General features: G+C 61.0%; 18 protein-coding genes. 15 read left to right on the forward strand and 3 right to left on the reverse strand.

Annotated elements, in window-relative coordinates:
* Positions 1 to 81 precede the first annotated feature (81 nt).
* The 5 genes from AC3WTM_RS07945 (at position 82) to AC3WTM_RS07965 (ending at position 4,102) form a co-directional block, all read left to right on the forward strand.
* On the forward strand, positions 82 to 1,107 hold the full coding sequence (locus AC3WTM_RS07945) for an alpha/beta fold hydrolase (protein ID WP_102670393.1): 1,026 nt from the start codon (positions 82 to 84) through the stop codon (positions 1,105 to 1,107).
* A 13-nt stretch (positions 1,108 to 1,120) separates the two neighbouring features.
* Positions 1,121 to 2,074, forward strand: coding sequence for a D-2-hydroxyacid dehydrogenase family protein (locus AC3WTM_RS07950; protein ID WP_102670394.1), 954 nt, complete (start codon positions 1,121 to 1,123; stop codon positions 2,072 to 2,074).
* Positions 2,075 to 2,249: 175 nt separating this feature from the next.
* Positions 2,250 to 2,792 carry a tetratricopeptide repeat protein gene (locus AC3WTM_RS07955; RefSeq protein WP_057714697.1) on the forward strand — a complete coding sequence of 181 codons (543 nt, stop codon included), beginning with the start codon at positions 2,250 to 2,252 and terminating at the stop codon, positions 2,790 to 2,792.
* A gap of 54 nt (positions 2,793 to 2,846) precedes the next feature.
* Positions 2,847 to 3,341, forward strand: coding sequence for an RNA polymerase sigma factor (locus AC3WTM_RS07960; protein ID WP_102670395.1), 495 nt, complete (start codon positions 2,847 to 2,849; stop codon positions 3,339 to 3,341).
* On the forward strand, positions 3,341 to 4,102 hold the full coding sequence (locus AC3WTM_RS07965) for an anti-sigma factor (RefSeq protein ID WP_102670396.1): 762 nt from the start codon (positions 3,341 to 3,343) through the stop codon (positions 4,100 to 4,102). The genes AC3WTM_RS07960 and AC3WTM_RS07965 overlap by 1 nt, the downstream gene beginning before the upstream one ends.
* Before the next feature lie 49 nt (positions 4,103 to 4,151).
* Here the strand turns inward: AC3WTM_RS07965 and AC3WTM_RS07970 are convergent, their stop codons facing one another.
* Positions 4,152 to 5,453 carry an ATP-binding protein gene (locus AC3WTM_RS07970; RefSeq protein ID WP_102670397.1) on the reverse strand — a complete coding sequence of 434 codons (1,302 nt, stop codon included), beginning with the start codon at positions 5,451 to 5,453 and terminating at the stop codon, positions 4,152 to 4,154.
* Positions 5,454 to 5,457: 4 nt separating this feature from the next.
* Complete coding sequence (locus tag AC3WTM_RS07975; protein WP_057714693.1) at positions 5,458 to 6,159, reverse strand: response regulator; 702 nt, start codon at positions 6,157 to 6,159, stop codon at positions 5,458 to 5,460.
* A gap of 293 nt (positions 6,160 to 6,452) precedes the next feature.
* On the opposite strand from AC3WTM_RS07975, the gene AC3WTM_RS07980 reads away from it, so the two are divergent.
* From AC3WTM_RS07980 to AC3WTM_RS08015, 8 genes are all read left to right on the forward strand, one after another.
* Positions 6,453 to 7,610, forward strand: coding sequence for an efflux RND transporter periplasmic adaptor subunit (locus AC3WTM_RS07980; protein WP_102670398.1), 1,158 nt, complete (start codon positions 6,453 to 6,455; stop codon positions 7,608 to 7,610).
* 15 nt (positions 7,611 to 7,625) lie between these two features.
* Positions 7,626 to 10,724: a multidrug efflux RND transporter permease subunit gene (locus tag AC3WTM_RS07985; RefSeq protein ID WP_102670399.1), complete on the forward strand. Its 3,099-nt coding sequence runs from the start codon at positions 7,626 to 7,628 to the stop codon at positions 10,722 to 10,724.
* Between the two features lie 168 nt (positions 10,725 to 10,892).
* Positions 10,893 to 11,534: a DUF1345 domain-containing protein gene (locus tag AC3WTM_RS07990; RefSeq protein WP_102670400.1), complete on the forward strand. Its 642-nt coding sequence runs from the start codon at positions 10,893 to 10,895 to the stop codon at positions 11,532 to 11,534.
* A 172-nt stretch (positions 11,535 to 11,706) separates the two neighbouring features.
* Positions 11,707 to 12,732, forward strand: a complete 1,026-nt coding sequence (locus AC3WTM_RS07995) for a LacI family DNA-binding transcriptional regulator (protein ID WP_102670401.1) — start codon at positions 11,707 to 11,709, stop codon at positions 12,730 to 12,732.
* A 182-nt stretch (positions 12,733 to 12,914) separates the two neighbouring features.
* Positions 12,915 to 13,697: a sugar phosphate isomerase/epimerase family protein gene (locus AC3WTM_RS08000; RefSeq protein WP_102670402.1), complete on the forward strand. Its 783-nt coding sequence runs from the start codon at positions 12,915 to 12,917 to the stop codon at positions 13,695 to 13,697.
* Positions 13,690 to 14,676: a sugar kinase gene (locus AC3WTM_RS08005; RefSeq protein ID WP_102670403.1), complete on the forward strand. Its 987-nt coding sequence runs from the start codon at positions 13,690 to 13,692 to the stop codon at positions 14,674 to 14,676. Before AC3WTM_RS08000 ends, AC3WTM_RS08005 begins: the two co-directional genes overlap by 8 nt.
* A 103-nt stretch (positions 14,677 to 14,779) precedes the next feature.
* Positions 14,780 to 16,072: an MFS transporter gene (locus AC3WTM_RS08010; RefSeq protein WP_102670404.1), complete on the forward strand. Its 1,293-nt coding sequence runs from the start codon at positions 14,780 to 14,782 to the stop codon at positions 16,070 to 16,072.
* Positions 16,073 to 16,093: 21 nt separating this feature from the next.
* Positions 16,094 to 17,095, forward strand: a complete 1,002-nt coding sequence (locus tag AC3WTM_RS08015; protein ID WP_102670405.1) for a 2-hydroxyacid dehydrogenase — start codon at positions 16,094 to 16,096, stop codon at positions 17,093 to 17,095.
* On the opposite strand, the gene AC3WTM_RS08020 is transcribed toward AC3WTM_RS08015, so the two are convergent.
* Positions 17,087 to 18,760 carry a fibronectin type III domain-containing protein gene (locus tag AC3WTM_RS08020; protein WP_102670406.1) on the reverse strand — a complete coding sequence of 558 codons (1,674 nt, stop codon included), beginning with the start codon at positions 18,758 to 18,760 and terminating at the stop codon, positions 17,087 to 17,089. The two genes, AC3WTM_RS08015 and AC3WTM_RS08020, sit on opposite strands and share 9 nt — an antisense overlap.
* Before the next feature lie 593 nt (positions 18,761 to 19,353).
* Here AC3WTM_RS08020 and AC3WTM_RS08025 point away from each other — a divergent pair.
* Positions 19,354 to 19,638 carry a helix-turn-helix transcriptional regulator gene (locus AC3WTM_RS08025; protein ID WP_102670407.1) on the forward strand — a complete coding sequence of 95 codons (285 nt, stop codon included), beginning with the start codon at positions 19,354 to 19,356 and terminating at the stop codon, positions 19,636 to 19,638.
* Positions 19,639 to 19,691: 53 nt separating this feature from the next.
* On the forward strand, positions 19,692 to 20,438 hold the full coding sequence (locus tag AC3WTM_RS08030; RefSeq protein ID WP_102670408.1) for a response regulator: 747 nt from the start codon (positions 19,692 to 19,694) through the stop codon (positions 20,436 to 20,438).
* Positions 20,439 to 20,456 lie beyond the last annotated feature (18 nt).

Consider the following 20,456-nt stretch of genomic DNA (forward strand, 5'->3'; position numbering starts at 1 on the left):
TCAAGGGCGGCGATTGCCTGTGATTAATGCCGCCCTAATCGTGTCGATCCAACATAGGCGGATTTTCCATGGAGCCCTCCGATGTCGCGCCCCTTCTCCCGCTGGTTACCCAGCCTGTTACTGACTGCCATCCTGCCCGTCATCGCCCACGCCGAAGGGCCGCAATACGGCCCCGAGTTGCAAGGTTTCGACTACCCCTACACGCTCAAGCACTTCGCCTTTGATTCCCAGGGCCAATCCCTGCAAATGGGTTACATGGACGTCGCCGCCAACGGCAAGGCCAATGGCCGCAGCGTGGTGCTGATGCACGGCAAGAATTTCTGCGGCGCCACCTGGGACAGTTCGATCAAAGCCCTCAGCGACGCCGGCTATCGGGTCATCGCCCCGGACCAGATCGGCTTCTGCACCTCCAGCAAGCCGGCGCACTATCAGTACAGCTTCCAGCAACTGGCAACGAACACCCAGCAATTGCTCAAGGCACTGGGTATCCAGAAAGCCACCCTACTGGGGCATTCCACCGGCGGCATGCTCGCCACTCGCTATGCCTTGCAATACCCCGAACAGGTCGAGCAATTGGCGCTGGTCAACCCCATCGGCCTGGAAGACTGGAAAGCCCTCGGTGTGCCCTATCGCACGGTTGATCAATGGTACGAGCGCGAACTCAAACTCAGTGCCGAGGGTATCCGCAACTACGAACGCACCACCTATTACGGCGGTCGCTGGAAGCCGGAGTTCGATCGTTGGGTCGATATGCTTGCCGGCCTGAACAAAGGCCCGGGGCATACGCAAGTCGCGTGGAACTCGGCACTGATCTACGACATGATCTTCACTCAACCTGTGTATTACGAATTCCAGAACCTGAAGATGCCGACCCTGCTGTTGATCGGAACGTCCGACACCACCGCCATCGGCAGTGACATCGCCCCACCCGAGGTCAAGGCGAAGATCGGGCACTACGACGTCCTCGGCAAACAGGTGGCCGGGCTGATTCCCCAGTCCACGCTGGTCGAATTCCCTGGCATGGGCCACGCGCCACAGATGGAAGAACCGGCCCGATTCCACCAAGCCCTGCTCGCCTGGCTGAACAAGACCAACCCCGTGCATTGAAGAGGAAAGGCTGATGCCTGTGCAGATTGCAGTGATCGATGATTGGCAGGATGTGGCGCGCAATATAGTGGACTGGTCGGCACTGGACAGCGTCGGTGAGGTAAGTTTTCTCCATGACTACCCCACCGACACCTCATCCCTGGCCGAGCTCCTGGCCGGGTTCGAGGTGATCTGCGTGATGCGCGAGCGCACCCGCTTCGATGAAGACCTGCTGAGGCGCCTGCCCAAACTCAAGCTGCTGGTGACCGGCGGTATGCGCAACGCGGCCCTGGACCTGAAAACCGCTGCCGCGCTGGGCATTCAGGTCAGCGGTACCGACAGCTACAAACACGCCGCCCCGGAACTGACCTGGGCACTGATCATGGCCGCGACCCGCAACCTGGTGGTCGAGGCCAATGCCCTGCGTGCCGGTCAATGGCAACAGGGCCTGGGTGGCGACTTGCATGGCAAGACACTGGCCATCCTCGGTCTGGGCAGCATCGGCCAGCGAGTCGCGCAGTTCGGTCAGGTGTTCGGCATGCGTGTCATCGCCTGGAGTGAAAACCTCACCGCCGAACGCGCGGCGCAGGTCGGTGTGACCCGTGTCAGCAAACAGGAACTGTTCGAACAGGCCGACGTGCTGTCGGTGCACCTGGTGCTCAGCGAGCGCAGCCGCGGTCTGGTGGACGCACAAGCCCTTGGCTGGATGAAGCCCTCGGCGTTGCTGGTGAACACCGCTCGTGGCCCCATTGTCGATGAAGCGGCGCTGATCAAGGCGCTGCAGAAACAACGGCTGGCTGGCGTCGCCCTGGACGTCTTCGAGCAGGAACCGCTGCCCGCCCACCATCCGTTCCGGACCCTGGACAATGTACTGGCGACGCCCCATGTCGGGTACGTGAGCCAACAGAACTACCGGTTGTTTTTCTCGCAAATGATCGAGGACATTCAGGCCTGGTCGGCGGGTGCTCCGATTCGTTTGCTGGGCTGACACTCCCACAGGGATCTTCGGCGCACACAATGCTGCGCTATGAGCGTTCCTCGAAAAAACCACCAGGACATAACGAATAATTGTTCATGCTGCGGTGTTCTCGTCACATCAACCTTGCACTGCGTCCGGCGGGACGCGACCTGATCGGAACCCATGAAGCTCTGGAGCAAAGCCCATGAATATTCGTTTTGCTGTTCTGACGCCTCCTCTGTTACTGGCCGTTGCGTTGTCCGGTTCCCTCGCCCTGGCCAACGGCGGTGGCGGGGACGATGACGCGCCCATCAGACCCAACTGCCCGAAAGGTCAGGTGTTCGATAGCAAATCGAAACGTTGCGTCCGGCAGACCAGTAGCCTGGTGCCGGACGAAGACCGTACCAACTATGCCTATCGACTGGCCAAGGACGGGCGTTATGAAGAAGCCCTGGCCCTGCTCGACACGCTGAAACAGCCAAATACCGCAAAAGCGTTGAACTATCGCGGCTACGCCACGCGTAAACTGGGACGTACCGACGAAGGCATCGGCTATTACCTGCAATCGGTGAAACTAGACCCGCAATATGCGCAGGTTCGCGAATACCTCGGCGAAGCCTATGTGGTCAAAGGCCGGCTGGATCTTGCACAGGAGCAACTGCGGCAGATCGAATCCATCTGTGGCAGTACCCAATGCGAGGAGTACCAGGACTTGGCCGAAGCCATCAACGGTTCATCGAAAACCTGACAACCCGAGCGGACGGAGGTCGCCATCGCCAGCGATCAGGCAATACGAACGGAATTGAACCAGCATCTGGCGCGTTTATGGCGCTACGGCCTGCTGCTGTCCCGGCAACGGCATGTTGCCGATGACCTGGTGCAAGCCACTTGCTTGCGGGCGCTGGAACGGGCCGGGCAATACGTGCAGGGGACGCGCATGGACCACTGGCTGCTGAGCATTCTGCATTCGATCTGGCTCAACGAAGTCCGCGCCCGGCGGGTGCGCCAGGGGCAAGGCCAGGTGGACGCCGATAAGGCCTTGTCGTTCGATGGAGAATGCGTGGCACAAACCCATGTGTTGGCAGCACAGGTCATCCGCCGCGTCGATGCCTTGCCCGAAGCCCAGCGCGAAACGGTGTTTCTCGCCTATGTCGAAGGCTTGTCCTACCGCGAAGTCGCCGAGGTGCTGCAAGTACCCATCGGCACCGTCATGAGTCGCCTGGCAGCCGCTCGGGCGAAACTGGCCGAATATCCACCGTTGCACACGGTGCCCACCCCTAACCGAGGAGAACATTGATGAACGCGATACCCTCGGACGAACAACTGGTGGCTTACCTCGACAACCAACTCGATACCGAGCAGCGCTCGCGCATCGACGCGGCCATCAGCACCGACCCGATGCTCGGCCTGCGCCTGCAATGGCTGGATCGCAGCAGCCTGCCGTTCAAGGACGCCTACGATGAACTGGCGCGACAGGCGCCGGTCGATCGCCTGCAAACCATGCTCGCCACACTGCCCTCACCTGCCCGCCCCGGGCTCAATCGACGCTGGTTCCTGGCCGCCGCGGCGGGGCTGTTGGCCGGCGGCGTACTGGCGGACCGTCTGTTCCTAGGCTGGCAAGCAAGCCAACAACCACATAGCTGGCGCGGCCTGGTGGCCGATTACATGGCGCTCTATGTGCCGGAAACCCTGGATCACCTGCCTGTCGATGAAGCTGCCCAACGGGCACAACTGCGCACGATCGATGCGCGTCTGGGCCTCACCCTCGCGCCGGCAAAACTTAGCCTGCCCCGTGCCGAATTCAGGCGTGCGCAAATCCTCGAGTACGACGGTGCGCCCATCGCCCAGATCACCTACCTCGATCCGGTCCACGGCCCCATGGCGCTGTGTGTTACCCGCTCCAACAGCGGCAGCCGCCATTTCGCCCGGGAACAGCGACGCGAGCTGAACATCGTGTATTGGGCTGACATGGAACACGCCTGGATGCTGATCGGGCATCAGCCGATGGCGGACCTGGAGGAGATGGCGAAACTGATACGTAGTCGCCTGAACACCTGAGAATCCTTGGCTCAACGCAGGTGCTGCGGGGCAGCGCCTGCGAAGCGCATCAGGCCGAAGCCGGCAACCACAAACGAAACCGAGCCCCACCCAGCGGAGAGGCTTCAACCGTCAGCGTGCCGCCTTGGGCTTCCAGTGCACGGCGGCTGATCGCCAGTCCCAGTCCGAAACCACCCGTGGCGCGGTCGCGGCTGCGATCGAGGCGGTAGAAAGGTTCGAAGATCCGCTCGCGTTCGTCATCCGGAATGCCGATGCCATCATCGTCGACCCAGATTTCACAGCCACTGGCATAGACATGCACACCGATCTGAATACGCTTCTCGCAATAGCGCATGGCATTGCGCAGCAGGTTTTGCAGGGCTCGCGCGGTCAAGCGCGGGTCCAGGCTGAAGCGTTCGAGTTGGCCGTGGAGCAACACGTCGATGACGATTTGGGGAGACTCCATTTCTTCGTCGACGCTGCCGAGAATGCTGTCAATGAATTCATCCATCGACACTTCGACCTGCTCCGGCAGCCGCGCCGGGTTTTGCAAGCGACTGTAGGACAGCAGCTCCAGCACCAATTCATCGAGTTCCCGAATGTGCGCCACCAGGCTTTGCAAGCGCTCGCGGCTGGCCGCCGGCAAGTCGTCGGACAGGGCCAGCGCCAGGCCGAAGTCCAGGCGCGTCAGCGGCGTGCGCAACTCGTGGGACACCGCATTGAGCAAGTCCCGCTGCTGGTTGAGCAGGTTCTCGATATCGCCCGCCATGGTGTCGAACACACTGGCCAGGCTGCCGATATTGGAACTCGGGGAGATTTGCGTACGCTCGCTCAAGTGGCCCTTGCCAAAGCGTTCGGCCGCGCCCTTGAGGCGTTCCAGGTCACGCCAGTGCGGGCGCAGCCACAGCAACAGGCACGCGAGCATGGTCGCGCCGATCAGGACGTTGATGCTCCAGTACAACAGATTGACGTCCAGCGGATCAGGTGGCACGACCATTTGCACCACGGTGCGCTCATTCAGCGGCGCGACCGCCAGTGTGCGCCAGCCCCAGTCGCCCACGCGCACGACGTTTTCGCCGCGGCGCAAGCGCTGCTGTTCATCGGGCGTCAGACTGCTGTCGTCATTGCTGCTGAGCACGATGTGCAGAGGAGAGAAGTCCTTGTCCATTTCAGCGGCAAGCGTAGGCCACTGTTCGGTCGGGACCCCATGGAACTGTTTGACGATCAGCGTTTGCAGCCCTCGCGAATAATCGAGGTTGTAGGTGACAAAGCGTTCCTGGAACACCTTGACCACCAGATCCGGTACCAGATAGATCGCCGCGCTGAACGAGACGATGGTCACCAGGTACAAACGAAAGAGGATTCTGAACATCGGCTCAGCATTCCCACTCGGAACGGCTGAACAGGTAACCCTTGCCCCACACGGTCTTGATCTTGCGCGCCTCGCCGGCGTGGTCGTCGAACTTGCGTCGCAGCTTGGAAATCGCCACGTCCACCGAACGGTCGGTGCCATTGAATTCGATGCCGCGCAAGCGTTGCAGGATCTGGTCGCGACTCAACACCTCTCCGGCATGCCGGGCCAGCACCACCAGCAGGTTGTACTCGCCGCTGGACAATTCCACCAATTGCCCGCGCCAGGTGACGGTGCGCTCGGACAAGTCGATGCACAGGTTGCCCATCAGAATACGGTCATTTGCAGTCTGCGGCTCGCTGAGGCTGCTACGGCGCAACAAGGTCCGCACCCGGGCCAGCAGCACCCGTGGCTCGCAGGGTTTGGTGACGTAGTCGTCGGCCCCCATTTCCAGGCCCAGGACCTGATCGTGGCTGTCGTCGCGGGCGGTGAGCATCAGGATCGGCAGTGTCGCCGAATCGGCGCGCAGCAGGCGACAGACTTGCAAGCCGTCGAGGCCGGGCAGCATCAGGTCGAGGATCACCAGGTCCGGCGGATTGAGCCGCGCACGTTCGCGCACGTGGTCACCGCGACCGATCACGCTGACGGAATAACCGTTGCGTTCCAGGTAACTGGCAATCAGTTCGGCGAGGGCGGTGTCGTCTTCGACCAGAAGGATGTTGGGCATGGGGTGTTTCCAGAAAGAGCCGTGGCGCCAGATATGCCGCCATCGCGAGCAAGCTCGCTCCCACAGTGGTCGGTGTTGTTCACAACATTCGTGTTCACATCAAATCCCGGTGGGAGCGAGCTTGCTCGCGATGGCAATCTATCCAGCGCAATAGAAATCAAGGACTGCAGGATATACGCCCTCACGCACACCTGAGTAAAACCCTTACACAATTTCACACAGCACCAACAAAGCTTCACCGCTACCCTCGCCTTCGCCCAGTAGGATGCTGGGGGTCTCTATTGGGGTATTACATGTCGAAGAATCTGCTTGCCAGGCTCAGCCTGATTGCACTGGCGTTGACACTGGGCGCGTGTGACAAGTCCTCGAATGCCGAGGAACAGGCGCCGCTGGCCACAGTTCGCATCGAGACCATCGAAGCGCGGCCACTGACCATCAGCAGTGAACTGAGCGGGCGGATTGCCGCACCGCGCATGGCCGAAGTGCGTGCCCGGGTGGCTGGCGTTGTCTTGCAGCGCACCTTCCGTGAAGGCAGTGACGTGAAACAGGGCGAAGTGTTGTTCCGCATCGACCCGGCGCCGTTCAAGGCTGACCTGGACAGCGCCGAAGCCGCGCTGCGCAAGGCTGAAGCCAACGCGTTCCAGGCCAGATTGCAGGAACAGCGCTACGCCAAGTTGATCGACGACAAGGCCATCAGCGGCCAGGACTACGACAACGCCCGGGCCAACGCCCGGCAGACCGCTGCCGACGTCGCCGGCAACAAGGCGGCGGTGGAACGCGCCCGGTTGAACCTCGGTTACGCCACGGTCACCGCGCCGATTTCCGGGCGTATCGGTCGCGCACTGGTCACCGAAGGCGCACTGGTCGGGCAAAACGAAACCACGCCCTTGGCGCTGATTCAGCAACTGAACCCGATTCATGCCGACCTGACCCAGTCCACCCGCGAACTCAACGAACTGCGCCGTGCCTTCCGCTCAGGTCAGTTGCAGCAGGTCGGCCAGGACCAGGCCAAGGCCACGTTGATTCAGGATGACGGCAGCCTCTACCCGCTGCCGGGCAAAATGCTGTTCAGCGACATCACCGTCGACCCGGGCACCGGCCAGATCATCCTGCGCAGCGAGTTCCCCAACCCCGACCTCGACTTGCTGCCCGGCAGTTTCGTGCGCGTCCGCCTGGAACAAGCGGTCAACCAGCAGGGCATCAGCGTGCCGCAACGGGCCATCCAGCGCGACAGCGCCGGCATCGCCCAGGTGCTGCTGCTCGACGCCGAACAGCGGGTCGGGCAGCAACCGGTCGAACTGGGTGCCGTGCAGAACGATCGCTGGATCGTCACCGGCGGCCTGAAGGCAGGCGACCGCATCGTCATCGAAGGGCTGCAGCACGCCCGTCCCGGCGAGAAAGTGCAGATCGACGACACCCCTCTTCCACTTGCCCAGGTGACTGGTCAGTAAGCAGGACGCTTTTTTATGCCGCAGTTCTTTATCGACCGCCCGGTGTTCGCCTGGGTGGTTGCCCTGTTCATCCTGCTGGCCGGTGCGCTGGCCATTCCGCAACTTCCGGTGGCGCAATACCCCGATGTTGCACCGCCACAAATCGAAATCTATGCCGTGTACCCCGGCGCTTCGGCGCAAACCGTGGACGAGAGCGTGGTCAGCCTGATCGAGGAAGAGCTCAACGGCGCCGATCACCTGTTGTATTTCGAATCCCAGAGCAGCCTGGGCAGCGCCACCATCAAGGCCACCTTCCAGCCGGGCACCAATCCGGAACTGGCTCAGGTGGATGTGCAGAACCGCCTGAAAGCCGTGGAATCTCGCCTGCCACAAGCGGTCATCCAGCAAGGTTTGCAGGTGGAGAAAGTCTCCTCCGGCTTCCTGCTGCTGATCACCCTGACCTCCAGCGACGGCAAGCTCGACGACGTGGCGCTCAGCGATTACCTGGCGCGCAACGTGATGAACGAGGTCAAGCGTCTGGACGGTGTCGGCAAGGCGCAGCTGTACGGCGCCGAACGGGCGATGCGGATCTGGATCGACCCGCAGAAACTGCTCGCCTTCAACCTGACGCCGGCGGACGTCAACACCGCCATCGTTGCGCAAAACGCCCAGGTGTCGGCCGGCAGCATCGGTGACCTGCCAACCCGCACCACCCAGGAAATCACCGCGACCATTCTGGTCAAGGGCCAGTTGTCGACCCCCGAAGAGTTTGCCGACATCGTCCTCAAGGCCAACCCGGACGGCTCGACCGTGCGCATCAGCGATGTGGCGCGGGTCGAGATCGGTAGCCAGGAATACCAGTTTTCCACGCGCCTGAACGGCAAACCGTCCACCGCCGTCGCCGTGCAACTGTCGCCCGGCGCCAACGCCCTGAACACCGCAACCCTGGTGCGGGCGAAGATGGACGAACTCAAGCGCTACTTCCCGGCGAACGTCGATTACTCGATCCCGTACGACACCTCACCCTTCGTCAAGGTCTCGATCACCAAAGTGGTCTACACCCTCGGCGAGGCGATGCTGCTGGTATTCGCGGTGATGTTCCTGTTCCTTCAGAACATCCGCTACACACTGATTCCGACGCTGGTGGTGCCGGTGGCGCTGATGGGCACCTTTGCGACAATGCTGGCGCTGGGGTTTTCGATCAACGTGCTGACCATGTTCGGCATGGTGCTGGCCATCGGCATTCTGGTGGACGACGCCATCGTGGTGGTGGAAAACGTCGAGCGAATCATGGCCACCGAGGGCTTGTCGCCCAAGGAAGCCACGCGCAAGGCCATGCAGCAGATCACAGGAGCCATCATCGGCATCACCCTTGTGCTGGTGGCGGTGTTCATTCCGATGGCGTTCATGCAGGGTTCGGTCGGGGTGATTTACCAGCAGTTCTCGCTGTCGATGGCCACCTCGATCCTGTTCTCGGCCTTCCTCGCCCTGACCTTGACCCCGGCCCTGTGCGCGACACTGCTCAAGCCGATTGCCAAAGGCGAGCACCACGAAAAGACCGGGTTCTTCGGCTGGTTCAACCGTCGCTTCGAACAACTGACGGAGCGCTATCAGGGCTGGGTCGCCTATGCGTTGAAACGTACCGGGCGCTACCTGCTGATCTACGGCGTGCTGCTGATCGGTCTGGGCTTGGCCTTCAGTCGCTTGCCCTCCTCGTTCCTGCCGGTGGAAGACCAGGGTTACACCATCACCGACATCCAGTTGCCACCGGGTGCGAGCAAGAATCGCACTGTGCAGGTGGCCGAGCAGGTTGAAGCGCACAACGCCGGGGAACCGGGCATTCGGGACAGCGTGGTGATTCTCGGATTCAGCTTCTCTGGCAGTGGGCAGAATGCGGCGCTGGCGTTCAGCACGCTCAAAGACTGGTCCGAGCGAGGCAGCGACGACTCGGCAGCTTCGATTGCCGACCGGGCCAACGTCGCCCTCAGCCAGATCAAGGACGCGGTGACGTTTGCCGTACTGCCGCCGCCCGTGGATGGCCTGGGTACGTCCAGCGGATTCGAGTTCCGCCTGCAGGATCGCGGGGGTCTCGGCCATGAGAAGTTGATGCAAGCGCGCACCGAGCTACTCGCGGCTGCCGAAAAAAGCCCGATCCTGATGAACGTGCGCGAAAGTGCCCTGGCCGAGGCGCCGCAGGTGCAACTGATCGTCGACCGCAAGCAGGCCAATGCACTGGGGGTGTCATTTGCCGACGTCGGCAACGTACTGTCCACGGCCGTGGGCTCAGCCTATATCAACGATTTCCCTAATCAGGGGCGGATGCAGCGCGTCGTGGTACAGGCCGAGGGTGACCAGCGCAGCCAGGTGGAAGACCTGCTGAAGATTCACGTGCGCAACACCCACGAAAAAATGGTGCCCTTGTCAGCCTTCGTGCAGGCCACGTGGACGCAGGGCCCGGCGCAGTTGACCCGCTACAACGGCTACCCGGCGATCAGTATTTCCGGTGAACCGACTCCGGGCCACAGCACCGGCGAGGCCATGGCCGAGATCGAGCGGCTGGTGGCGCAAGGCCCGGCGGGCCTTGGCCAGGAATGGACCGGGTTGTCGCTGCAGGAACGGCTGTCCGGCAGCCAGGCGCCGATCCTGCTGGGGCTGTCGCTGTTGATCGTGTTCCTGTGCCTGGCGGCGTTGTACGAGAGCTGGTCGATCCCCACCTCGGTGCTGCTGGTGGTGCCGCTGGGCGTGCTCGGCGCGGTGCTGGCCGTGACCTTGCGCGGGATGCCCAACGACGTGTTCTTCAAGGTCGGGCTGATCACCATCATCGGCCTGTCGGCGAAGAACGCGATCCTGATCATCGAGTTCGCCAAGAGCCTGTACGACGAAGGCCACGACCTGATTGACGCGACCCTGCAAGCGGCACGCCTGCGGTTGCGGCCGATTGTCATGACCTCGTTGGCGTTCATCCTTGGCGTGGTGCCGTTGGCAATCGCCACCGGCGCCAGTTCGGCGAGCCAGCAGGCCATCGGCACCGGGGTGATCGGCGGGATGATCACGGCGACGCTGGCCGTGGTGTTCGTGCCGGTGTTTTTTGTGGTGGTGATGAAGCTGGTGCGCAAGCGCCATAAAAACATCTAACCAACACCACAGCCCCACACCTGTAGGAGCGAGCTCGCTCGCGATGGTCGTCAACGATAACGCGGGGAACCTGACACCCAGCGGCGTTCTTGAGTTCATCGCGAGCAAGCTCGCTCCTACAAAGGTCCTGCGCTATGGTGCACTGACGCCCTGCCACAGTGAGCCTCCATGCCCTACCTCACCCACACCCACCCTCGCCTGTCTGCCGCCACGACGCTCGGTATCGCGGCGGGTATCCTGGTTCCGTCCGATTCAATCATCGGCAAAATACTCATCGGCTGGAATGCCGGGGTCTGGACTTACCTGATCCTGATGTCCTGGCTCGTCGTGCGTTCGAAAGCGACTGATGTGAAACGCATCGCCGAAATCGAAGACGAAAACGCCGGGCTGGTGCTGTTCGTGGTGTGCATTGCGGCAATTGCCAGCCTGGCAGCCATCACCCTCGAACTGGCCGGCGGCAAAGACCTGGAAACCACCCGCAGGCTCCTCCACTACGGCTTCACTGCTTTGACGGTGATCGGTTCGTGGCTGCTGATCGGGGTGATTTTCAGCGTGCACTACGCGCGCCTGTTTTACACCTGGGAAGGCAAGGAGCCGGCACTGCGTTTTGCCGAAGGTCTGACGACACCCAACTACTGGGACTTTTTGTACTTCTCGTTCACCGTCGGCGTGGCGGTGCAGACCTCGGATGTCGGCGTGGCGACACGGGAATTGCGCAAGATCGTGCTGGCGCAGTCGTTGATAGGTTTCCTTTTCAACACGGCCATCCTCGGGTTCTCGATCAACATCGCCGCCGGGCTGTTCAACTGAACGCTGCACAAACGTTTTAGTCATTGGCCTGACGGCCACTTCTCGGTCGTTGTTCGACAATCCATCATCCGGGGCTTGACGGCGAAATGGTTTTTGGTGTCTTCTGAAACCGGTTTCAGATGGATCTCACGAACCACTCGACCCTATAAATCCAATAAAAAGGTTTCAGACCGTGAACGATTTCTCCGCCGCCCAACGCAGCCGCGTGACCATGCTCGACGTGGCCGAACACGCCAAGGTCTCCAAGGCCAGCGTTTCGCGGTTCATCGGCGAAGACCGCGCCCTGCTCTCCGATGCCATTGCCCAGCGCATCGAACAGTCCATTGCCGAACTGGGCTACCGCCCGAACCAGATGGCCCGAGGCCTGAAACGCGGGCGCACCCGCCTGATCGGCATGCTGGTGGCCGATATCCGCAACCCATATTCGATTGCCGTGATGCACGGGGTGGAAACCGCCTGCCGTCAACACGGCTACAGCCTGGTGGTGTGCAACACTGATCGCGACGACGAGCAGGAACGCCAGCACCTGGCACTGCTGCGCTCGTACAACATCGAAGGCCTGATCGTGAACACCCTCGGTCATCACCCTGACGAATTGCACGAACTGCACCGGGAAATGCCCCTGGTACTGGTGGATCGCAAGGTCGAACACCTTGAAAGCGACATGGTCGGCCTGGATAACCCGGCGGCGGTCAAGATGGCCCTTGCACACCTTGAAGAACGCGGCTATCGCGACGTGCTGTTGGTAACAGAGCCGTTTGACGGCACCAGTTCGCGGATCGAGCGGGTCAGCAGTTTCAAGACACAGATCGCACAGCGCCCGGCCCTGCGCGGCACGATGATTGAGACCGGTAGCGAACTGACCGAGCAGCTGAAATCCTTCCTCGCCACTCCAGGCCCTGGCCCGAAAGCGCTGTTTTGCGCAAACGGGATCGCGGCGCTGGCCAGCACCCATGCCTTGCGTGAGCTCAAGTGCAATCTGTTTGAAGACGTGGGGCTGATAGCCCTGGATGACCTGGATTGGTATCCGTTGGTGGGCAGTGGCATCACCGCTTTGGCCCAGCCGACCACCGAGATTGGCGCGAGTGCGTTCGAGTGTCTGCTCAAGCGGTTGCGGGGGGATGACGGAGCGTTGCGGACGCTGGATTTTTCGCCGCAGCTGGTTGTGCGGGGGTCGACCCTTGGCGTTTTCAGATGACTGGACTGGCCCCATCGCGAGCAAGCTCGCTCCCACAGGAGTCTCTGGGGTACACAACATGTATGTACGACACAAAACACTGTGGGAGCGGGCTTGCCCGCGATGAGGCCCGAAAGAACAACACATCACTCACTGATATTTTTTTGAACAAAAATGAAACCGGTTTCAGAGGTACAAAAACAATGAATAAACCAGCCGTTTCCATCAGTCTCTCCAGCTACGGCGCCGATCTGGTGCGCCAACGCGGCCAGGGCAGTTTCATCGCAGTACTGGCCGCCGCCGGGGCCACGCGCATCGAATGGCGCGAAGAGCTGCTGACCTTTGAGAACCCCGAGCACCTGGCCGACGCGACTCAGGCCGAGGGCCTGGAAAGCGTGTACTCATCACCGATGGAACTGTGGCTGGCCGGTCAATCCAAACCCAATCCCGAATTGCTGACAGCACTGCAACGCGCCCAAATGTTCGGCGCCAAATGGCTGAAAGTATCGCTGGGTTACTTCACCGACAACAGCGACCTGCAACGCCTCGCCCCCATGCTCGGCGAAAGTACAGTGCAATTGCTGGTGGAGAACGACCAGACCCTGCACGGTGGCCGCATCGAGCCGTTCCAGCGTTTCTTCAATGAAGTCGAGCAACACAACCTGCCGATCAAAATGACCTTCGATATCGGCAACTGGCAGTGGCAGGATCAGTCCGCCGCCAGCGCCGCACGGTTGCTCGGTCGGCACGTCGGTTATGTGCACTGTAAAGCGGTGACGCGCCGTGCCGACGGCAAACTGGTTGCCATCCCACCCGCCGCCAGCGACTTGCAACAGTGGGAACACCTGCTGCGGCACATGGACCAAGGCGTTATGCGAGCCGCGGAATATCCGCTGCAAGGCGAAGATCTGGTGCAGCTGACAACCGAGCATGTCGCCGCCCTCGCCCACCTCGGCCAATCGTCGCTGGAGAACGCTCATGTCTGAGATCGATATCCTCTCGTTCGGCGAAACCATGGCGATGTTCGTTGCCGAGCAGACCGGCGACCTGGCCCGCGTCAACGCGTTCCACAAACGCATTGCCGGCGCCGACAGCAATGTCGCCATCGGCCTGTCGCGCCTGGGTTTCAACGTGGCATGGTTGAGCCGCGTCGGCGCCGATTCCCTGGGCCGATTCGTGATCGACAGCCTGGAAAAGGAAGGCCTGGATTGCCGCCACGTCGACATCGACCCCGCGCACCCCACCGGTTTCCAACTCAAGTCGCGCACCGACGATGGCAGCGATCCTGTCGTCGAGTACTTTCGCCGTGGCTCGGCGGCCAGTCACTTGTCGTCGCATTCGATCGTGCCCGACTTACTCAAGGCCCGGCATCTGCACGCCACCGGCATTCCTGCGGCGTTGTCGGAAACGGCACGGCAGATGTCCTTCGAATTGATGACCCGCATGCGCGATGCCGGGCGCAGCGTGTCGTTCGACCCCAACCTGCGCCCCAGCCTGTGGGCCAGCGAGCGACTGATGATCACCGAGACCAACCGCCTCGCCGCCCTCGCTCATTGGGTGTTGCCAGGGCTGAGCGAAGGTCGCCTGCTCAGCGGCTTCGAAGACCCGGCCGACATTGCCGCGTTCTACCTCGACCAGGGCGCCGAAGCCGTGGCAATCAAGCTCGGCCCCCACGGTGCTTATTACCGCACGCATCTTGATCAAGGTTTCGTCGCTGGTGTGCCGGTGCAAACGGTGGTCGACACCGTGGGTGCCGGCGATGGATTTGCCGTCGGCATGATCAGCGCACTCCTGGAAAACCACAGCTTTGCCGACGCCGTGCGGCGGGCCAACTGGATTGGCAGCCGTGCGGTGCAGAGTCGGGGGGATATGGAGGGGTTGCCGACCCGATCCGAAATGGTCAGCGAATTTGAGGCCGCCATCGCGAGCAAGCTCGCTCCCACACTGGATCGTATTCCAATGTAATTCCCCTGTGGGAGCGAGCTTGCTCGCGATGAGGCCAGTACAGGCACTGAAGTACAAACCGTTACCTGCTGCGACAAAAACAACAAGCTCAGGAGCATCACCCATGAAAACCGCAACGCTCGCCGCCCGCCGCTGGTGGTACATCATGCCCATCGTGTTCATCACCTACAGCCTGGCGTACCTCGATCGCGCCAACTACGGTTTTGCCGCCGCCTCCGGGATGGCCGCCGACCTGATGATCACGCCGGGCCTGTCGTCGATGCTCGGCGCACTGTTCTTCCTCGGTTACTTTTTCTTCCAGGTGCCAGGGGCGATCTACGCCCAGAAACACAGCGTGAAGAAACTGATTTTCGTCAGTCTGATCCTCTGGGGCAGCCTGGCGACGTTGACCGGGATCGTCTCCAACGCCTACTGGCTGATCGTCATCCGCTTCATGCTCGGCGTGGTCGAAGCCGCGGTGATGCCGGCGATGCTGATCTACCTGTGCCACTGGTTCACCCGTGCCGAACGCTCACGGGCCAACACCTTCCTGATCCTCGGCAACCCGGTGACCATGCTGTGGATGTCGGTGGTCTCGGGGTATCTGGTGCAGCATTACAGCTGGCGCTGGATGTTCATTGTCGAAGGTTTGCCGGCAGTGCTCTGGGCCTTCATCTGGTGGCGTCTGGCCGATGATCGTCCGTCCCAGGCCAAGTGGCTCAACGATCAGGAAAAACAGGATCTGGAAAGCGCACTGGCGGCCGAACAGGTCGGCATCAAAGCGGTGAAGAACTACGCCGAAGCGTTTCGCTCACCCAAAGTGATCATCCTCGCGCTGCAGTTTTTCTGCTGGAGCATCGGTGTCTACGGTTTCGTGTTGTGGCTGCCGTCGATCCTCAAGGCCGGCGCGCAGATGGACATGGTCCAGGCTGGCTGGCTTTCGGCGCTGCCGTACCTGGCAGCGGTAATCGGCATGCTGCTGGTGTCCTGGGGTTCGGACAAACTGCAAAAGCGCAAACGCTTCGTCTGGCCGCCGCTGCTGATTGCCTCGATTGCTTTCTATGGTTCCTACGCGTTGGGTGCCGAACACTTCTGGTGGTCGTACACCCTGCTGGTGATTGCCGGTGCCTGCATGTATGCGCCCTACGGTCCGTTCTTCGCGATCATCCCGGAAATCCTCCCGGCCAACGTCGCGGGCGGTGCCATGGCGCTGATCAACAGCATGGGCGCGCTCGGTTCGTTTGGCGGCTCTTATCTGGTCGGTTACCTGAACAGTTCCACCGGTTCGCCCGGCGCATCCTATCTGTTGATGAGCGGTGCGCTGATGCTTTCGGTGGTGCTCACGGTGTTCCTCAAGCCCGGCGCCAGCGACCGGGAGCGGCCCACGGTAGCGCGCCCCCTCACGGCTCATTCCTGAATTGAAGTTGAGATCACGAAGATGAAAAAGCAGGTCGTCCTGTACAAGAAACTCTCGCCGCTGCTCATGGCTCGCCTGAATGAGCACACCGATGTGACGCTGATCGACAGCCTCGATGCCGAAGGTCTCGGCAAACTGCGCGACGCCCTGCCCCGTGCCCACGGCCTGCTCGGTGCGAGCCTGAAACTCGATGCCGAACTGCTGGACCTGGCGCCCAACCTTGAAGCCATCGCCAGCGTTTCGGTGGGCGTCGACAACTACGACATCGATTACCTTACCGAGCGGCGCATCCTGCTCAGCAACACGCCGGACGTGCTCACCGAAACCACCGCCGACACCGGTTTCGCACTGATCCTGGCCACTGCGCGGCGGGTGGTGGAATTGGCGAACATGGTTCGCGACGGCCAGTGGACCCGCAACATCGGCCCCGCACATTTCGGCAGTGATGTACACGGCAAGACCCTCGGCATCATCGGCATGGGCCGCATCGGCGAGGCGTTGGCCCAGCGCGGGCATTTCGGCTTCGGCATGCCGGTGATCTATCACAGTAACTCGCCGAAACCGGTGGTCGAAAAACGCTTCAATGCCCAGTACTGCAGCCTCAACGACCTGCTGCAGCAGGCGGATTTTGTCTGCCTGACGCTGCCGTTGACCGCCGCAACCGAAGGGCTGATCGGTGCACGGCAGTTCGCGCTGATGCGCCCGGAAACCATCTTCATCAATATTTCCCGAGGAAAAGTCGTGGATGAAGCGGCGCTGATCCAGGCCTTGTGCGAACGACAGATTCGCGCGGCGGGGCTGGATGTGTTCGAGCGCGAGCCGCTAAGTCATGACTCGCCATTGCTGCAACTGGACAATGTGGTGGCGACTCCGCACATGGGCTCGGCCACCCACGAGACACGGGAAGCCATGGCCCGCTGTGCGGTGGACAACCTGTTGGCGGCGCTGGGCGGGCAGCGGCCGGTAAATCTGGTGAATGCCGCTGCCTGGAAAGTCGGGCCTGATCGCGCGAAGTCAGGATGACGTAGCGACCGCCGCGCCGTCAGTGAACGTCATCGTTACCGACAGGGAACGGTTTCCAGCGGCATCTTTGGCCCTTACCTCAAAAACGTCCGCGCTCCCCAAGCCTGAAACCGGGTAACTGGTACCGCTCACCGCAATCCAGCTACCCGAGTTGCGACGCACCTCATAGCCGGTAACCGCGACATTGTCCTGCGATGCGCTCCAGCTCAATAGTGCGTTACCAGGTGTCGAAGGCGTCAGCTTGAGGGCCGTCACGCGAATCGGCGGGACCAGGTCATGGGTCACCACGTTGATCACAGCTGACAACGCCGGTACGGGGCCTTCGGGCCGACGAGGCTGAACGGTGAACCGATACTCACGTTCGGGTACCAACCCCGTGGCGATGTGTTCACGGGTGCTGGTGCGTACGACCGGCCGCCCCGGGCAGGTAACTTCATAGTCGATCAGATAAGAGGCGTCCTGAGGCGCGTCCCAAGTCAACCTCGCTTCGTTGAACGTCCTGCCCGGATTACTCAGGTTTCCGGGTTGTGTCCGGTCCGGGCCGATGGTGACGGTTGCGTATGAAGGGGATGAATATCCTGTCTCGTTGAAGGCTCGCACTTCGATGAAATAGGTCACATCGGGAGACAGGTATCTCAACAGCCAGGTCAGGTGCTCAGTTTCATATCGGGCAATGACTTGCGGGTGTTGACTGAGCAAACCGTAGGCCACCTCGTACCCTGGCTGATTGATCGTGGCCCAACTGACGCGCACGGTATCAAAGGTGTCCAGCACAACCAACGGGCCTGGCTTGGGGGGCAACGGTGGGCCATCCAGCGTTCGTTGAGTGATGCGCGACGGAGGAGATTCGCCGTTGGCATTGCGAGCGCTGACTTCGACGAAATAAAGGGTATTTTTGTTGAGGTTAGCCAGCGTCTCGCGCAGAAGTCGCGTGGTCAATGGATAGACTGTCCCACCGGGTTCGACACCGTAACGGATGACATAATCGACGGCGCCGGTGACGGCGGACCATTGAACCTCCAGCGTCGAGATTGTCGCCGTCGCCCGCAAGCCAGCGGGCGCCCCGGGCACTTGCAAGGTCTGCCGGGTGATCCGCGTCGGTGGCGAATCGCCGACGTTATTGGACGACTGCACATCGAAGTAATAGTTGGTACCGGCGCTCAGGCCACTGACCGTGTGAGCCGCCGCCACCGATGTTGTGGAGCCGATCACCGCGCCACTGGGGGCAAGTCCGTAGCTGATCTTGTAGCTCGACGCATCGGCGGGGCCGGACCAGGTCAGGGCCATGGTGTTTTTGGTGGGTGTGGCACTGAGGTTGGTCGGGCTTGCCGGCACAGAGGCTGCGGGATGGGTTTTGGCCTGGGCGTCCTTGCTGACTGGCGATAGCTCGCTCCCCTTGAGCCCGAAGACCTGGATGAGGTATTGCGTGTTCGGATTGAGCCCGCTGATGATATAGGTCAAGGAGTTGATAGGAACATCGAACTCGCCGACGGTGGGGCCGCCGAGCACTCCCCACTTCACCCGCGAACCGGTATGCCCACCACCGGCCGTGTACCCCCAGATCACCCGTATGGTCGACGTCGACTGGGCGGACGCGGTAATGGCGATTGGCGGCATTACGTAAGCGGTATCGGTCAAGGGTGGTTCGTATTCATGCCCGCTCATCCAGAAGTCTCCAGCAACGGTTTGTCTGTTTCCATTTAAATACCGTTTGCGGGTGCACCACCACTGACAGAACTGATAGTGGCGGTCAGTTGATTTCTATGCTTGTCACGGCCTGATCTGGCCCGGGGACAGGTTGGGGAATATCGAAATCCGGATCGCCGATGGACAACAACAGGACATCGACGCCCTGCTCGCGCAATTGCAGCGACGAACGGGCATATCGGTGCCGATCGAAAACTGCCCCTTGCCTCGGCATCTATCCGGTGAAAATCTGCGTGGTGACTCGACTCCGTTCAATACACAAAACCGCGTCTAATCAAAAAATTAACGCGCATTTCTCGGGACATCATCACTCGAAGATCCCTCCTACAACCACTGGAGCATTCGGCTGACAGCCTTTTCCATAACGCCTGATTAAAGTCCCTCACCTGTAATTTCTGACAGGTTCCAAGTCGGAGGATTCGCGCTATAAAAAGACCTCACCTACAGCCCTGTACCGGGCTTTGTAGGACGGCCCAGCGAACCATGCCTTTATGAAGTAGGACGATTCTGCCGCGCCCACGCCGTCAATGATGATGAATGGGAGATCCACAATGCATCAGTCCGCTACCCCCTCAGTTCGCTCATCGATAACCCCGCTCACTCAGCTCGATCAGGAGGTCGCTCAACCGAAGAAAATCAAGCTCACCCCCAGGGAAAAAGAAGTCCTGATGTGGATCGCAGCGGGCAAATCGTCCTGGGAAATCGCGCAGATCATCAGTTGTACCGAGTCTGGTGTGAACTACCACTTTTGCAACATTCGCCGAAAATTCGACGTGAGCTCACGCTGGGTTGCCTTGGTCAAGGCGCTGGAACAAGGCTTGATCCGAATGCCTTGAACTTGCTGCTCTCATCAAGGGGCCGCGTGTCGTCGCCCCTGTTGAGACATTTCATGAATCCGGAACACAAGCCTCAATTCTTGCCGTCTACACCCGCCCGCCAAAGTGCCTGTGACGATACGTCCGTATCGTACGGGCACCGAACCGACTCCCCGCAACGCATCATTCTCGCCGACGACCATCCCGTGGTGCTGGGAGGCGCGAAAATTGCCCTGTGCTCGCCACCTGGCTCGATGTTTTCGGTGGTCGCCCTGGCACACAACGCCGATGAACTGATCAACCATCTGGAGCACACACCCTGTGACCTGGTGATCAGCGATTATTCGATGCCCTATGGGCGCTTTCCCGATGGCATGGCGTTGATGGGCTATCTCAAGCGCCACTTTGCCCACATCCCGCTGGTGGTGATGACCACGATGCGCAACCCTTCGCTGTTGCAGGCATTGTTGAACGCTGGCGTCAAAGGTCTGTTCGACAAGCGCAGTCCGATGAAGGAATTGAAACGGGCGGCACAGAGGGTGGTCGGCGGGCGAAGCTACCTCTGCCCGACTTTCGCCAGCGCTCTGCAGGCCCAGACCCTGGTCGAGTCTCAAAGCGGTACGGCAGCGGTGAGTCTTTCCGAGCGTGAACTGGAGGTGGTGCGGCTGTTCGTCCAGGGTTTGTCCGGCCGGCAGATCGCGGCGCTGCTTAACCGCAGCGAAAAAACCATCAGCCGACAGAAACGCACCGCCATGGACAAGTTGGGACTTGACCATGACGGTGGGTTGGTGGAGTTTGCGCGGGTGAGTGGGTTGATGTAGTGAAGTCCTGCGAAAGTC

The organism is Pseudomonas sp. EU05-FHT14B02, from assembly GCF_058791055.1.

What these genes read in the sequence shown, in the direction of transcription:
- AC3WTM_RS07945 (WP_102670393.1), top strand. Translation starts at nt 82, where the DNA reads ATGTCGCGCCCCTTCTCCCGCTGGTTACCCAGCCTGTTACTGACTGCC.
- AC3WTM_RS07950 (WP_102670394.1), top strand. Translation starts at nt 1,121, where the DNA reads ATGCCTGTGCAGATTGCAGTGATCGATGATTGGCAGGATGTGGCGCGC.
- AC3WTM_RS07955 (WP_057714697.1), top strand. Translation starts at nt 2,250, where the DNA reads ATGAATATTCGTTTTGCTGTTCTGACGCCTCCTCTGTTACTGGCCGTT.
- AC3WTM_RS07965 (WP_102670396.1), top strand. Translation starts at nt 3,341, where the DNA reads ATGAACGCGATACCCTCGGACGAACAACTGGTGGCTTACCTCGACAAC.
- AC3WTM_RS07970 (WP_102670397.1), bottom strand. Translation starts at nt 5,453, where the DNA reads ATGTTCAGAATCCTCTTTCGTTTGTACCTGGTGACCATCGTCTCGTTC.
- AC3WTM_RS07975 (WP_057714693.1), bottom strand. Translation starts at nt 6,159, where the DNA reads ATGCCCAACATCCTTCTGGTCGAAGACGACACCGCCCTCGCCGAACTG.
- AC3WTM_RS07980 (WP_102670398.1), top strand. Translation starts at nt 6,453, where the DNA reads ATGTCGAAGAATCTGCTTGCCAGGCTCAGCCTGATTGCACTGGCGTTG.
- AC3WTM_RS07985 (WP_102670399.1), top strand. Translation starts at nt 7,626, where the DNA reads ATGCCGCAGTTCTTTATCGACCGCCCGGTGTTCGCCTGGGTGGTTGCC.
- AC3WTM_RS07990 (WP_102670400.1), top strand. Translation starts at nt 10,893, where the DNA reads ATGCCCTACCTCACCCACACCCACCCTCGCCTGTCTGCCGCCACGACG.
- AC3WTM_RS08000 (WP_102670402.1), top strand. Translation starts at nt 12,915, where the DNA reads ATGAATAAACCAGCCGTTTCCATCAGTCTCTCCAGCTACGGCGCCGAT.
- AC3WTM_RS08005 (WP_102670403.1), top strand. Translation starts at nt 13,690, where the DNA reads ATGTCTGAGATCGATATCCTCTCGTTCGGCGAAACCATGGCGATGTTC.
- AC3WTM_RS08010 (WP_102670404.1), top strand. Translation starts at nt 14,780, where the DNA reads ATGAAAACCGCAACGCTCGCCGCCCGCCGCTGGTGGTACATCATGCCC.
- AC3WTM_RS08015 (WP_102670405.1), top strand. Translation starts at nt 16,094, where the DNA reads ATGAAAAAGCAGGTCGTCCTGTACAAGAAACTCTCGCCGCTGCTCATG.
- AC3WTM_RS08020 (WP_102670406.1), bottom strand. Translation starts at nt 18,760, where the DNA reads ATGAGCGGGCATGAATACGAACCACCCTTGACCGATACCGCTTACGTA.
- AC3WTM_RS08025 (WP_102670407.1), top strand. Translation starts at nt 19,354, where the DNA reads ATGCATCAGTCCGCTACCCCCTCAGTTCGCTCATCGATAACCCCGCTC.
- AC3WTM_RS08030 (WP_102670408.1), top strand. Translation starts at nt 19,692, where the DNA reads ATGAATCCGGAACACAAGCCTCAATTCTTGCCGTCTACACCCGCCCGC.